Annotated in this window: 12 protein-coding genes and 1 tRNA gene; all 13 read right to left on the bottom strand. The window is 66.4% G+C overall.

What is annotated here, in order from left to right:
• Positions 1-98: 98 nt before the first annotated feature.
• Positions 99-1148, bottom strand: a complete 1050-nt coding sequence (gene nuoH / locus L1787_RS17055; RefSeq protein ID WP_235710172.1) for an NADH-quinone oxidoreductase subunit NuoH — start codon at positions 1146-1148, stop codon at positions 99-101.
• 22 nt (positions 1149-1170) lie between these two features.
• Entirely contained in the window at positions 1171-1569 is a 399-nt protein-coding gene (locus L1787_RS17050; protein ID WP_235710170.1) for an SH3 domain-containing protein, read from the bottom strand.
• A gap of 4 nt (positions 1570-1573) precedes the next feature.
• Positions 1574-3658 (bottom strand): NADH-quinone oxidoreductase subunit NuoG, encoded by a 2085-nt coding sequence (gene nuoG, locus L1787_RS17045; protein ID WP_235710168.1) that lies wholly within the window; start codon positions 3656-3658, stop codon positions 1574-1576.
• A gap of 235 nt (positions 3659-3893) precedes the next feature.
• Positions 3894-4214, bottom strand: coding sequence for a pentapeptide repeat-containing protein (locus tag L1787_RS17040; protein ID WP_235710166.1), 321 nt, complete (start codon positions 4212-4214; stop codon positions 3894-3896).
• A gap of 4 nt (positions 4215-4218) precedes the next feature.
• A complete protein-coding gene (gene nuoF / locus L1787_RS17035; protein ID WP_235710164.1) occupies positions 4219-5517 on the bottom strand; it encodes an NADH-quinone oxidoreductase subunit NuoF in 1299 nt (432 codons plus the stop codon).
• Between the two features lie 74 nt (positions 5518-5591).
• A complete protein-coding gene (gene nuoE, locus L1787_RS17030; RefSeq protein WP_235710162.1) occupies positions 5592-7418 on the bottom strand; it encodes an NADH-quinone oxidoreductase subunit NuoE in 1827 nt (608 codons plus the stop codon).
• A gap of 281 nt (positions 7419-7699) precedes the next feature.
• Positions 7700-8884, bottom strand: coding sequence for an NADH-quinone oxidoreductase subunit D (locus tag L1787_RS17025; RefSeq protein ID WP_235710160.1), 1185 nt, complete (start codon positions 8882-8884; stop codon positions 7700-7702).
• Positions 8884-9297 carry a GFA family protein gene (locus L1787_RS17020; protein WP_235710158.1) on the bottom strand — a complete coding sequence of 138 codons (414 nt, stop codon included), beginning with the start codon at positions 9295-9297 and terminating at the stop codon, positions 8884-8886. The genes L1787_RS17025 and L1787_RS17020 overlap by 1 nt, the downstream gene beginning before the upstream one ends.
• Positions 9297-9911: an NADH-quinone oxidoreductase subunit C gene (locus L1787_RS17015; protein ID WP_255720592.1), complete on the bottom strand. Its 615-nt coding sequence runs from the start codon at positions 9909-9911 to the stop codon at positions 9297-9299. Before L1787_RS17015 ends, L1787_RS17020 begins: the two co-directional genes overlap by 1 nt.
• Before the next feature lie 2 nt (positions 9912-9913).
• Positions 9914-10477 (bottom strand): NuoB/complex I 20 kDa subunit family protein, encoded by a 564-nt coding sequence (locus L1787_RS17010; RefSeq protein ID WP_235710156.1) that lies wholly within the window; start codon positions 10475-10477, stop codon positions 9914-9916.
• Positions 10468-10833 (bottom strand): NADH-quinone oxidoreductase subunit A, encoded by a 366-nt coding sequence (locus L1787_RS17005; RefSeq protein WP_235710154.1) that lies wholly within the window; start codon positions 10831-10833, stop codon positions 10468-10470. The genes L1787_RS17010 and L1787_RS17005 overlap by 10 nt, the downstream gene beginning before the upstream one ends.
• A 506-nt stretch (positions 10834-11339) precedes the next feature.
• The gene (locus L1787_RS17000) at positions 11340-12185 is read right to left on the bottom strand and encodes an alpha/beta fold hydrolase (protein WP_235710152.1); all 846 of its coding nucleotides are present in this window, start codon (positions 12183-12185) and stop codon (positions 11340-11342) included.
• 278 nt (positions 12186-12463) lie between these two features.
• Positions 12464-12540 (bottom strand) — tRNA-Asp (locus L1787_RS16995).
• Positions 12541-12612 lie beyond the last annotated feature (72 nt).

Here is a 12612-nt window from a genome sequence, read left to right as displayed (position 1 = left end):
GTGCGGCGCGCCGCACGACTTTACAACAATTCTACATGGCGCCGATGGCCGCGCTCGCAATGGGCGCGACCGAAATTCGGTGCCGGGGCGACCCGCGGTCAGGCGCGCCAACCCGTGAGTTTCAGCACCAGCGCGACGACGACGACAGCGCCGAGCGACAGCGGCAGGAAGACCTTCCAGCCGAGGCGCATGAGCTGGTCATAGCGGTAGCGGGGGACGATCGCCTTCACCATGGCGAACATGAAGAAGACGCCGAGGCACTTCACCGCGAACCAGATGACGCCCGGAATCCAAGTGAACGGCGCGATCGCCAGCGGCGGAAGCCAGCCACCGAGGAACAGGATCGTCGTCAGCGCGCACATCAGCCCGATCGAGACATACTCGCCGAGCATGAACATCATGTAGGGGGTGGAGCCGTATTCGACCATGAAGCCGGCGACGAGCTCGGATTCGGCTTCCGGAAGATCGAAGGGCGGCCGGTTGGTCTCCGCGAGGGCGGAGATGAAGAACACCACGAACATCGGGAAGAGCGGCAGCCAGTACCAGTTGAGGATCGACAGCCACGGCAGGCCGAGCATCGTCGCAAGGCCGCTCTCCTGGGCGATCACGACGTCCTGGAGGTTCAGCGAGCCGACGCACAGAAGCACCGTGATGATCACGAGGCCGATCGACACCTCGTAGGAGATCATCTGTGCGCTGGAGCGGAGCGCGCCGAGGAACGGATATTTCGAGTTCGACGCCCAGCCGCCCATGATCACGCCATAGACGCCGAGCGAAGAGATCGCGAGCACGTAGAGGATGCCGACATTGATGTCGGCGATCACCCAGTTCGGCGCGACCGGCACGACCGCCCAGGCCGACATCGCAAGGAGCGTGGTGACGAACGGGGCGAGAAGGAACACCGTCCGGTCCGCGCCCGCCGGGATCACCGGCTCTTTGAAGACGAACTTCAACAGGTCCGCGAAGGATTGGAACAAGCCGAACGGTCCGACCACGTTCGGACCCCGTCGCATCTGCACCGCGGCCCAGACCTTGCGGTCGGCCAGCAGGATGTAGGCGATGATGACGAGCAGGACCACGAGGAGGACCAAGCTCTGCAAGATGATCAGCAGCGTTGGCGCAGCGTAGTTGCTCCAGAACTCAGGCATCAATCAATCCTTCGAACGCCGCTCAACCGGCGGTGACTTTTACCCGGTCCGCCGGCAGCCAGCCGGACAGGCACGGGCCATTGTATGTTTGGCGCGTCGGGATCGGGTCCGACACGCCACATTCGCCGTCGCCATAGACGACCGCGAGCCAGCCGCCGCGCGTCTCGCAAATGTAGACGCTGGTGCCATCCTTGAGCTGGTCGACATAGCCGTAATCGTCGGACGGGCCGCGGCGGACGGTGATCCCGTCGGCCCCGGCACCGGCGATCGCGCCGCTCTCGCCGCACGCCGCCTTCTGCCCGTCGCCGCCGACCTCGACGAGGACGTCGTGGGGATCGACGATATCGTCGGCGAATGCCGGCGCGGTCATCATCGAGGCGGTGAGGGTCGCGGCGAGAATGCTGGCGAGGAGACGGCGCATGGCTTTACTCCGCGGCTTGAGCGGGGCTCGCCCGCTCCTCGAGAAGGCGGGCGCATTCGGCCATCACCTTCGAGGCGCGGGTGATCGGGTTGGTGAGATGGAAGACCTCGATCGGGTTGACGAACGGGGCGCTGTCCATCACGCCGCCGCGCGCCGCGAGGCGGCCGACGCCGGCCGGATCGGCGGGGACGACCCTATCGACCTCGCCGAGCACCGGCACGGCCGCGACCATCGCACGGGTCAGGGCGGCGAGGCTGTCATAGGGGAGCTGGGCCCCGAGCTCGGCCGAGAGCGCGCGCAGGATCGCCCAATCCTCGCGGGCCTCGCCCGGCGGGAAGGCGGCGCGATAGCCGCGCTGCGGACGGCCTTCGAGGTTCACCCAGGTGCCCTGCTTTTCGGTATAGGCCGCACCGGGAAGGATCACGTCGGCCTTGTGGGCCCCGCGATCGCCATGCGTGCCGATATAGACGACGAAGGGCGCTTCGAGCGCGTCCGACGCGATCTCGTCCGCGCCGAGCAGGAAGATCACATCCTCGCTCCCCGCGGACGCGAGGATCTCGCGGGTGGTGCGACCGCCCTCACCCGGCAGACAGCCGACATCGAGACCGCCGACGCGCGCCGCCGCCGTATGCAAAATGCCGAACCCGTTCCAGTCCGCCGAGACGGCGCCCACCGCGTCGGCGAGCTTGGCGGCCTCGGCCAGCACGGCCTCGGCATCGTCGCGCGCGAGGGCCGCGCCGCCGACCATGATGATCGGCTTCTCGGCCTTCTCGAGAACCTCGCGGAACGAGCCGAGATCGGACAGCGTGGACGGACCCGCGCCCAGATACTGATGGGGATAGGTGAGATCGAGCCGCTCGCCGATCAGGCCGACTTTGGTGCCGTTGTGCACATAGGCCTTGCGGATCCGGGCGTTGAGCACGGCCGCATCCCAGCGCGGGTTCGCGCCGATGATGAGGATCGCGTCCGCCTCTTCGATGCCGGCGATGGTCGGGTTGAAGGTGTAGGAGGCCCGGCCGAGCGCGGGATCGAGCGGCGCACCGTCCTGGCGGCAATCGACCGAGGCGACGCCGAGCCGGTGCATCAGATCCTTCAGCGCGAAAAGCTCTTCGGCGGAGGCAAGATCACCGCCGATCGCAGCGATCCGCTCTTTCTTCGTCGCCTTCACCTTGGTGGCGATCGTCGCGAAGGCCTCGCGCCAGGTCGCCGGACGCAGGCGCCCATTTTCGCGCACATAGGGGCGATCGAGACGCTGGGTCTTGAGGCCGTCCCAGATGAAGCGGGTCTTGTCGGAGATCCACTCCTCGTTCACCGCCTCGTTGAGACGCGGCATCACGCGCATCACCTCACGCCCGCGCACGTCGACGCGGATGTTGGAGCCGACGGCGTCCATCACGTCGATCGTCTCGGTCTTGGTGAGCTCCCAGGGGCGGGCCTGATAGGCGTAGGGACGCGAGGTCAGCGCGCCGACGGGGCAGAGGTCGATCACGTTGCCCTGAAGCTCGGAGCCCATCGCGGTCTCGAGATAGGTCGTGATCTCCATGTCCTCGCCGCGGCCGATCGCACCGAGATCGGGAACGCCTGCCACCTCGGTGACGAAGCGAATGCAGCGGGTGCACTGGATGCACCGATTCATGATCGTTTTGACCAGCGGGCCGATATATTTGTCCTCGACGGCGCGCTTGTTCTCTTTGAAGCGCGAGCCGGAGACACCGTAGGCCATCGCCTGGTCCTGAAGGTCGCATTCGCCGCCCTGGTCGCAGATCGGGCAGTCGAGCGGGTGGTTGATGAGGAGGAACTCCATCACCCCTTCCCGCGCATTCTTCACGAACTCGGTCTTGGTGTTGACCATCGGCGGCGTGCCGTCACGACCGGGACGCAGATCCTTGACGCCCATCGCGCAGCTCGCGACCGGCTTCGGCGGGCCGCCCACGACCTGGACGAGGCACATGCGGCAGTTGCCGGCGATCGACAGCCGCTCGTGAAAGCAGAAGCGCGGGATCTCTGCGCCGGCCGCCTCGCATGCCTGCAGGATCGTGTAGTGATCGGGCACGTCGATCTCTTGCCCGTCGATGATCAGCTTCGTCATCGTGTCATCCTCACGCTACGCTTCGTTCCACGGGTCGCCCCCAAAGCCGCCGGGGAGCCGGCAGCGCCGTGCGCGCCACACGCGCTGCGAGCGTTGGCATTGGCCTTCTCATTATTCAAATTCGTGCCCCGCGCAAACTCCCCTCGGCCCGAACGCGGTGGGCAATTGCCCCGCACAAAGCCAACGAGCGCCCACCCGGAGGCGGCTTGCGCGGTCATGATCGCCGCGCCGCCGGTCATGACCGATCCCCCGCGGGACCGTCGCGCATCATAGCGTAGGCGGCGAGGAGATCGGCGAGCGGGATGCCGTTGATGCGCATCCCCTCCGTTTGTGCGTTGTCGACGCGCACATTGCTCATGTTCACGTTGGTGAAGTGCGCGTTCGACAGGTTCGCGTCCTCCACCGTCGCGTTGGCGAGGTTCGCCCGCGTGATCGACGCCGCCGACAGATCGACCTCGTCGAACTTGGCGTTCGAAAGGTTCACGTCCTCGAATGTCGAGTTCGCGGCGCTGACACGGCGCACGTGAAGCGCTTCGCGGGCATCCTCCAGATCCATCGCCTTACTCGGCCGCCATGGGCGCCGGAGCGACGTGATTGGCCGAAAAGCTTGCGATGCGCTTCTCCATCTCAGGCCGGAAATGGCGGATGAGGCCTTGGATCGGCCAGGCCGCCGCGTCGCCGAGCGCGCAGATGGTGTGGCCCTCGACCTGCTTCGTCACCGACAGGAGCTGGTCGATCTCGCGCGGATCGGCGCGACCCTCGACCATCCGCTCCATCACGCGCCACATCCAGCCGGTGCCCTCGCGGCACGGCGTGCACTGGCCGCAGCTCTCGTGCTTGTAGAAGTAGCTGAGCCGGCTGATCGCCTTGATGATGTCGGTCGACTTGTCCATCACGATGACCGCCGCCGTGCCGAGACCGGATTTCTTGTCCCGCAGGGTGTCGAAATCCATGTAGAGGTCGTCGCACTCCCAATGCGGGATCAGCGGCACGGACGAGCCGCCCGGGATCACCGCGAGGAGATTGTCCCATCCCCCGCGCACGCCGCCGCAATGCTTCTCGACGAGCTCGCGGAAGGTGATGCCCATCTCTTCCTCGACCGTGCACGGCTTTTCGACGTGGCCGGAAATGCAGAAGAGCTTTGTGCCGACATTGTTCGGCCGGCCGAGATCGGCGAACCAGGTCGCCCCGCGGCGCAAAATGTCCGGAATGACGGAAATCGTCTCGACATTGTTGACGGTCGTCGGGGCGCCATAAAGGCCCATATTGGCCGGGAATGGCGGCTTGAGGCGCGGCATCCCCTTCTTGCCCTCGAGGCTTTCGAGAAGGGCCGTCTCCTCGCCGCAAATATAAGCGCCCGCGCCGTGATGGACGACGATATCGCAGTCCCAGCCGTGAACGTTGTTCTTGCCGATCAGCTTGGCGTCATACGCCTGGCGGACGGCGGCCTCGAGATGCTCGCGCTCGCGGATATATTCGCCGCGGACATAGATATAGCAGTGGTGCGAATCCATCGCGCGGCAGGCGAGCAGGCAGCCCTCGATGAGGAGCTGCGGGTCGTGCCGCATGATCTCGCGGTCCTTGCAGGTGCCGGGCTCCGACTCGTCGGCGTTGACGACGAGATAATGAGGCCGCCCCTCCTCGCCTTTCGGCATGAAGCTCATCTTGAGGCCGGTCGGGAAGCCCGCGCCCCCACGACCGCGCAGGCCCGACGCCTTGAGCTGCTCGATCAGCCAATCACGCCCCTGATCGATGAAACCCTTCGTTCCGTCCCACTGACCACGCCCCCGCGCCGCCTCGAGACCCCAGTCCTCGAATCCATAGAGGTTGGTGAAAATGCGGTCCTGATCGTTCAGCATCATTCAGCTCCCACTCGCTGGGGTATCTGCGGCGGACGGGCCGTCGGCGACATGAAGGTCAGACGCGCGCGCGTTCACGAGGCGTCCGATCGGTTGGCGAACTCGGCCGCCTGCTCGACCCAGCGCTCACGGTCGATCCGCCCCTTGAAGGCGAGATAGGCGTTCACCCAGTCCTTGTTCTCCTGCGTCCAGCCGGCGATCTGGGCGAAGGTGAAGATGCCGAGGCGATTCAGCGTCTTTTCGATCACGGGACCGACACCGGAGATCGTCTTGAGATCGTCCGACGCCTCGACCGTGTCGGCCATCACGCCATGCGGGCGGACACCGGCGGCATCGGCGCGCTTCGCGGCGACCCGATCGGGCGGCGCGGGCATCGTCGGCGCCGGCTCCGCCGCGGCGGGCGTTTCGGCAGGCGCAGCGGCTTCTTCCGGCTTCGGCTCGACCGGCGCCTCAGGCGCAGCGGCCTCCTCCGGCTTCGGCTCGACCGGAGCCTCAGGCGCAGCGGCCTCTTCCGGCTTCGGTTCGACCGGAGTTTCGGGCGCAGCGGCCTCCTCCGGCTTCGGCTCGGCCGGCGCCTCAGGCGCAGCGGCCTCCTCCGGCTTCGCTTCGACCGGAGCCTCAGGCGCAGCGGCCTCCTCCGGCTTCGGCTCGATCGGCGCCTCAGGCGCAGCGGCCGCCTCCGGCTTCGGCTCGACCGGCGCCTCAGGCGCAGCGGCCTCTTCCGGCTTCGCTTCGACCGGAGCCTCGGGCGCAGCGGCCTCCTCTGGCTTCGGCTCGGCCGGAGCCTCGGGCGCGGCAGCGTCTTCCGTCTTAGCCTCGGTCGGGGCCTCGGCAGGCGCGGCGGCCTCCTCCGGCTTCGTCTCGGCGGGGGCCTCTTCCGGTTCCGCGGCGAACTCCGCGCCCGGCGCCGCGCGATCGGCGGCGTCTTTCTCGGCTTCGTCGTCGGACGGGGGGCTCAGCTCGATCTCATCGTCATTTGCGGCGGTCGTCGTGCGCTCCACCGGCGCGCCGGTGCCGACGGCGGCATGGTCCGGCTTCACATCGGACGCGTCCGCCGGCTTCTGCTTCGCCGCCTCTTCGGGCGTCTCGGCGACACGGCCGTTGGTCTTCGCCTCGGGGGCGGCGGGGCTCGGCTCGCTGGCCGGCTCATCGCTCGAGCGCGTCGCTTCGACTTCCGGGCGGTCAGAGCCGCTCGGCACGCCGGCCTGCTCGCGATGGGCGGCAGGCGATGCGGGGCTGACGCCCTGGTCGGGCGCGGCGTCGCCGGGGGCCTCGCCGGTCGACGGCTTCGGCCGGCGCTGCTCGCCGAGAAGCGTCGTCGCGCCGCTGATCGGCTCGGAGGCCTTGCGGGCGCTCTGCGGACCGGGCGTCGGCGTCTCCCCACGGGCGAGCGCGTCGAGGAGCGCCTCGAAGCTTTCCGGCGTCAGATCCTCGAACGTGTCGGAGCCGATCTGCACCATCGGCGCGTTCACACATGCGCCGGCGCACTCGACCTCTTCCCACGAGAACTTGCCGTCATTCGACAGCTCGAACGGATGGCCGGCGATCCGCTTCTTGCAGACGCCGACAATGTCCTGCGCCCCGCGCAACATGCACGGCGTGGTGCCACACACGCCGATATGGGCGACTTTGCCCACCGGCTGGAGCTGGAACATCGTGTAGAAGGTCGCGATCTCGAAGACGCGGATATAGGGCATCGAGAGCATATCCGCGACGAGGCGGATGGCGGGCTCGGGAAGCCAGCCGTCATGCTGCTCCTGCGCCTTCCACAGGATCGGGATCACGGCGCTCGCCTGCCGGCCTTCGGGGTAGTCGGTGATCTTGCCCTTTGCCCAGGCGAGGTTCTCCGGCGTGAACTCGAACGAGGCGGGCTGTTCGCTCGCAAGACGCCTTACGGCCATGGGCTAGCTCCGGAACTTACGGCAGGTCGGGTCATCACTATCATTGTGCGTCGCAAAAGAAAGCGGGTCCGCACCCGCGCGCGGCATCGGGCCGGCGCCGGTCGCGTTCCCACATCGTCGATGCCGACGCATCGAGCGCCGGCTTGGCAGTCGCGAGGGCGGCACCCGTGTCGCCCCTGATCGGCCCGCGATCGCACCACCCTCCGCGCGCGCCGCCCCGACGGGACGGCATCGTCAGCATGGACGGGCGGAGCGTATCGGCGAACACGTGCATCGAAGGCCTATCGGTCCACCTCGCCGAACACGATATCGAGCGAGCCGAGGATCGCCGCGACGTCGGCCAGCATGTGCCCCTCGCAAATCGTGTCCATCGCCTGAAGGTGGGCAAATCCCGGCGCCTTGATCTTGCAGCGATAGGGCTTGTTGGTACCGTCCGAGACGAGATAGACGCCGAATTCGCCCTTCGGCGCCTCGACGGCGGCATACACCTCGCCCTCGGGCACGCGAAAGCCCTCGGTGTAGAGCTTGAAGTGGTGGATCAGCGCTTCCATCGAGCGCTTCATCTCCGCCCGCTTCGGCGGCGCGACTTTACCGTCGAGCGTGTGCACCGGGCCTTTGGTGGTGCGCAGCTTCTCGCAGCATTGGCGCATGATCGAGGTCGACTGACGCATCTCCTCCATGCGGATGAGATAGCGGTCATAACAGTCCCCGTTCTTGCCGACGGGGATGTCGAATTCCATTTCCTCGTAGCACTCGTAAGGCTGCGACTTGCGCAGATCCCACGCCGCGCCCGAGCCGCGGACCATCACCCCGGAAAAGCCCCACGCCCAGCACTCGTCGAGCGAGACGACGCCGATATCGACGTTGCGCTGTTTGAAGATGCGATTCCCGGTGATGAGCCGGTCGAGATCGTCGACGACCTTGAGGAAGGGCTCGCAGAACGCGTCGATATCCTCGACGAGCTGGTCGGGAAGGTCCTGGTGGACGCCGCCCGGACGCACATAATTGGAGTGCATCCGCGCCCCGCACGCGCGCTCGTAGAACATCATCAGCTTTTCGCGCTCTTCAAAGCCCCAGAGCGGCGGGGTGAGCGCGCCGACGTCCATCGCCTGCGTGGTGACGTTGAGAAGATGCGACAGGAGCCGGCCGATCTCGCTGTAGAGGACGCGGATGAGCTGCGCCCGCTTCGGGATCTCGATGCCGAGCAGCTTTTCCGTCGCGAGGGCGAAGGCGTGCTCCTGGTTCATCGGGGCGACATAGTCGAGCCGATCGAAATAGGGCACGGCCTGCGTGTAGGTCTTGTGCTCGATCAGCTTCTCGGTGCCGCGATGGAGCAGGCCGATATGCGGATCGACACGGGTGACGATCTCGCCGTCGAGCTCCAGAACGAGGCGCAGAACGCCGTGCGCCGCCGGATGCTGCGGGCCGAAATTGATGTTGAAGTTGCGGACCTGTTGCTCGGCCATCAACCCTGTCCTTGAAAGAGCGCGAAGACCTCGGCGCTCGTCATCGTTTGCGTGTCGCCGGCGAAGGCGTAGTCGGCCGGCTTCTCGTCGATGAAGACTTCGTCGGTCAGCGGAAGGTCGAGCGGCGGCTCGAACGTGTAGGCCGCGATGAAGGCCATGTCCTGCCCCTTGAGGCGGTAGGCAAGGCTCGTCCCGCACCGGGTGCAGAAGGTGCGATCGGCCCACTCGGACGAATCGTAGGCGCCGACCGGCGCCCCTTCGGCGTAGGTGAGACCGTGCCCTGTCGCGACGATGAACGGCCCGCCATTGATCCGCCGGCAGGTCGTGCAATGACAGGCGCTGACATGATCGCCAGGAATCTCGGCCGTGAAGGTGACGGCGCCGCAGGCGCAGCGCCCATGCCGCTCAGCCATCAGTTCGCCTTCTCGTCGCCCGGGAGAACATAGTCCGTGCCTTCCCAGGGCGAGAGGAAGTCGAAGTCACGGAATTGCTGCACGAGGTTCACCGGCTCGTAGACGACGCGCTTGGCCTCGTCGTCATAGCGGACCTCGACGAAGCCCGTCAGCGGGAAGTCCTTGCGCAGGGGATGACCGTCGAAGCCATAGTCGGTCAGGAGACGGCGCAGATCGGGATGGCCGGAAAAGAGGATGCCGTAGAGGTCGTAGGCCTCGCGCTCGTACCAGTCCGCGGCGGGGAAGATGCCGGAGAGCGAGGGAACGGGCGTGCGCTCGTCCGTCATCACCTTGAGCCGGATCCGCAGATTATGGACCGGCGACAGGAAGTGATAGACGACATCGAACCGCTCGGCCCGCGCCGGCCAGTCCACGCCGCAAATGTCGACGAGATTGACGAAGGCGGTGCGCGGATCGTCCCGCAGGAAGCGGACGACCTCGACGAGACCCGAGCGGGTCAACATCACCGTGAGCTGCCCGAACTCGATCTTGTGCTCGATCACCGCGTCGGCCTGCGCGACGCGAATCATCTCGACCAAGTCGACCAGGGAATCGATCTGAACCGTATCTGCCATGATCAGCGCTCGATCGTGCCGGTGCGGCGAATTTTGCGCTGCAACAGGAGGACGCCATAAAGGAGCGCCTCCGCCGTCGGCGGGCAACCGGGCACGTAGATGTCGACCGGCACCACGCGGTCGCAACCGCGCACCACCGAATAGGAATAGTGATAATAGCCGCCGCCATTGGCGCACGAGCCCATCGAGATGACGTAACGCGGCTCCGGCATCTGGTCGTAGACCTTGCGCAGCGCCGGGGCCATCTTGTTGGTCAGCGTGCCGGCGACGATCATCACGTCCGACTGGCGCGGCGAGGCGCGCGGCGCGAAGCCGAACCGCTCGACGTCATAACGCGGCATCGAGAGCTGCATCATCTCGACCGCGCAGCAGGCGAGACCGAACGTCATCCACATCAGCGACCCGGTGCGCGACCATTGGATCAGCGCTTCCGAGGAGGTGACGAGAAAACCCTTGTCGGCAAGCTCGTCGCTCACCGAACGGAAGAACGTGTCCTCGGGCGCATTGGGCTCGTTCGGCGAAACGTTGCGCTGATCGAGCAGCGGCTTTTCGGTCGTCAATTCCATTCGAGCGCCCCCTTCTTCCACTCATACATGAAGCCGATGGTCAGGATCGCGAGGAAGAGCATCACCGAACCGAAGCCGAACCAGCCGATCGAATCGAACGAGAGGATCCACGGAAACAGGAACGCCACCTCGAGATCGAAGATGATGAAGAGGATGGCGACGAGGTAGAACCGCACGTCGAACTTCATGCGCGCATCGTCGAACGCGTTGAAGCCGCATTCGTAGGCCGACAGCTTCTCTCGGTCCGGGCTCTTGTAGGCGATGATGAACGGCGACACCAAGAGCGCCAGGCCGATCACGGCCGCGACCCCGGCGAAGATGACCACCGGCAAATAGCTGGCGAGAAGCTCTTCCATATCGATCCTTGCTGCGGCGCACCCAGCGCCACTTCAAAACCACCTCGAGGGCTGCCCTTGGAATGACTCAAACGAGGTTCGGCCGCAACCGGCCTTGTGCCTCGCGCCCACCGCGGAGCGCCCCTCCGTCGTCCAGGCGCAAGCTTCACGCGCCGCAGCAATCGACGGGGCAGCCTCGTTAAGAACCGATCCGCCCGCTTTTTCAAGCACCCGGCGCGATCTGATCACCGACGATTGGCGGTCTAGCGTCGCCGGGAGGCAAAAGACGGCCCGGCAAGTCCCCGTCATCCAACGGGTTCGGACATCGCCCTCATGCGCCTCAATGTGATGCCCGAATTCCTCCGTTTCTAGGGAGAGTGGGCAAAGAGTTATGAAATTGCATCGATTTCGCCGCGACCGGATGCGCCGCGCCGCAGCCGGTCTGTGGCGGTCGGGCCACGATTTTGGGCAAATCGCCCGCCCCATACCGCACCGCAGCGGCCATCGCACGATTGCGCGAGCGCGCCTCAGTCGACCCGCTGCATGAAGTCCGCAAGGACGGCGTCGAACCGCGCCGGCTCCTCGGCGAACGGGAAGTGACCGCTCTCCTCGAACATCACGACCTCCGCCTTCGGCTGCACCGATGCGAAATGCGCGGCGAAATCCGGGCTCACGATGCCGTCCTTCGCCCCTTGGATGACGAGGAGCGGCTTCGACAGATGCGCATAGGTAACGCTGTGATCGGCTTTGCGGCCGAGATAGGCGTCGCGAACATAGCCCGGCGTCGCCCAGAAGCGGGACAGGACGCCGCGCAACCGGCGATCGAAGGGCAGCCGCGCGAGGGCGGAGAACAGCGACGGGCCGGAGCCGCGCGCGACCGCGTTCATCTTCTCCGTGCCGAGCCCCACGAGCGCCCCCACGGTGACGACGCCGGAAATCTCTCCATCGCCATAGCGGTGGAGATAGTCGCCGATCACGACGCCGCCATAGGACCACCCGACGAGAACCGGCGCGTCGAGATCATAGGCCTCGATCACCGCGTCGACGTCTCGCGCCATCAGTGCGCCGTTTTGATAGAGGGCGGGCTCATCCGGCGCGCCCGACCGGCCGTGACCGCGAAGGTCCATCGCCACCATGTGATAACGCGCCGCGAGAGGCCCTCGCATCTGCGCGGCCCACGAATCGCTCGATTGCGCCCAGCCGTGAATGAAGAGGATGTCCGGCCCGTCGGGATTGCCCGCCTCCACGGTAAAGATCTCGAGCCCCCCGCCGCCGTTCACCATGCGCGAGGCGAACGCGCCCCCGTCCCCATCCGCCCGCGCGTCCGCGCGGATCACGACGCCACAGACCATGATCGATAGAAGAAGCCGCAACAGCCGCATCGGCGCCCCCGCGCGAAGGCCATGGCCGAACGCCACGCCCTCCCGACAATGCACGACGCGCCCCTCCCGTTGCAGGAAAACACGGCGCGACCACCACTGACGGCGACGGCGACGGGCCGGACGCGGGCCCGGCACATGAGGGCGAACGGGACGCACGCAAGCGGACGCTCGATCGTTCGGGGTCGAACGGATCGCGCCGTGGCGTGCGATATCGGAATATTTAGAGAAGGATCGACCGCGCTGCCTCTATCGGGACGGGCGGGAATGACTGGCGGGAGTGACGGGGCTCGAACCCGCGACCTCCGGCGTGACAGGCCGGCACTCTAACCAACTGAGCTACACCCCCAGACGCTGCGCTGTTCGGCGCGGCGTGTGGGGGAAGTACTCGGCGCTCCGGGGGAAGTCAAGCGGGTTCACG

Source organism: Acuticoccus kalidii (assembly GCF_021556395.1).
Classification (GTDB): Bacteria; Pseudomonadota; Alphaproteobacteria; order Rhizobiales; family Amorphaceae; genus Acuticoccus; species Acuticoccus kalidii.
Note: the sequence above shows the minus strand (reverse complement) of the source record. Positions and strands in the feature narration are given on the sequence as shown.

Bases quoted from the DNA above. Each gene is read 5' to 3' on its own strand.
- nuoH (WP_235710172.1), bottom strand. From the start codon at position 1,148: ATGCCTGAGTTCTGGAGCAACTACGCTGCGCCAACGCTGCTGATCATC.
- L1787_RS17050 (WP_235710170.1), bottom strand. From the start codon at position 1,569: ATGCGCCGTCTCCTCGCCAGCATTCTCGCCGCGACCCTCACCGCCTCG.
- nuoG (WP_235710168.1), bottom strand. From the start codon at position 3,658: ATGACGAAGCTGATCATCGACGGGCAAGAGATCGACGTGCCCGATCAC.
- L1787_RS17040 (WP_235710166.1), bottom strand. From the start codon at position 4,214: ATGGATCTGGAGGATGCCCGCGAAGCGCTTCACGTGCGCCGTGTCAGC.
- nuoF (WP_235710164.1), bottom strand. From the start codon at position 5,517: ATGCTGAACGATCAGGACCGCATTTTCACCAACCTCTATGGATTCGAG.
- nuoE (WP_235710162.1), bottom strand. From the start codon at position 7,418: ATGGCCGTAAGGCGTCTTGCGAGCGAACAGCCCGCCTCGTTCGAGTTC.
- L1787_RS17025 (WP_235710160.1), bottom strand. From the start codon at position 8,884: ATGGCCGAGCAACAGGTCCGCAACTTCAACATCAATTTCGGCCCGCAG.
- L1787_RS17020 (WP_235710158.1), bottom strand. From the start codon at position 9,297: ATGGCTGAGCGGCATGGGCGCTGCGCCTGCGGCGCCGTCACCTTCACG.
- L1787_RS17015 (WP_255720592.1), bottom strand. From the start codon at position 9,911: ATGGCAGATACGGTTCAGATCGATTCCCTGGTCGACTTGGTCGAGATG.
- L1787_RS17010 (WP_235710156.1), bottom strand. From the start codon at position 10,477: ATGGAATTGACGACCGAAAAGCCGCTGCTCGATCAGCGCAACGTTTCG.
- L1787_RS17005 (WP_235710154.1), bottom strand. From the start codon at position 10,833: ATGGAAGAGCTTCTCGCCAGCTATTTGCCGGTGGTCATCTTCGCCGGG.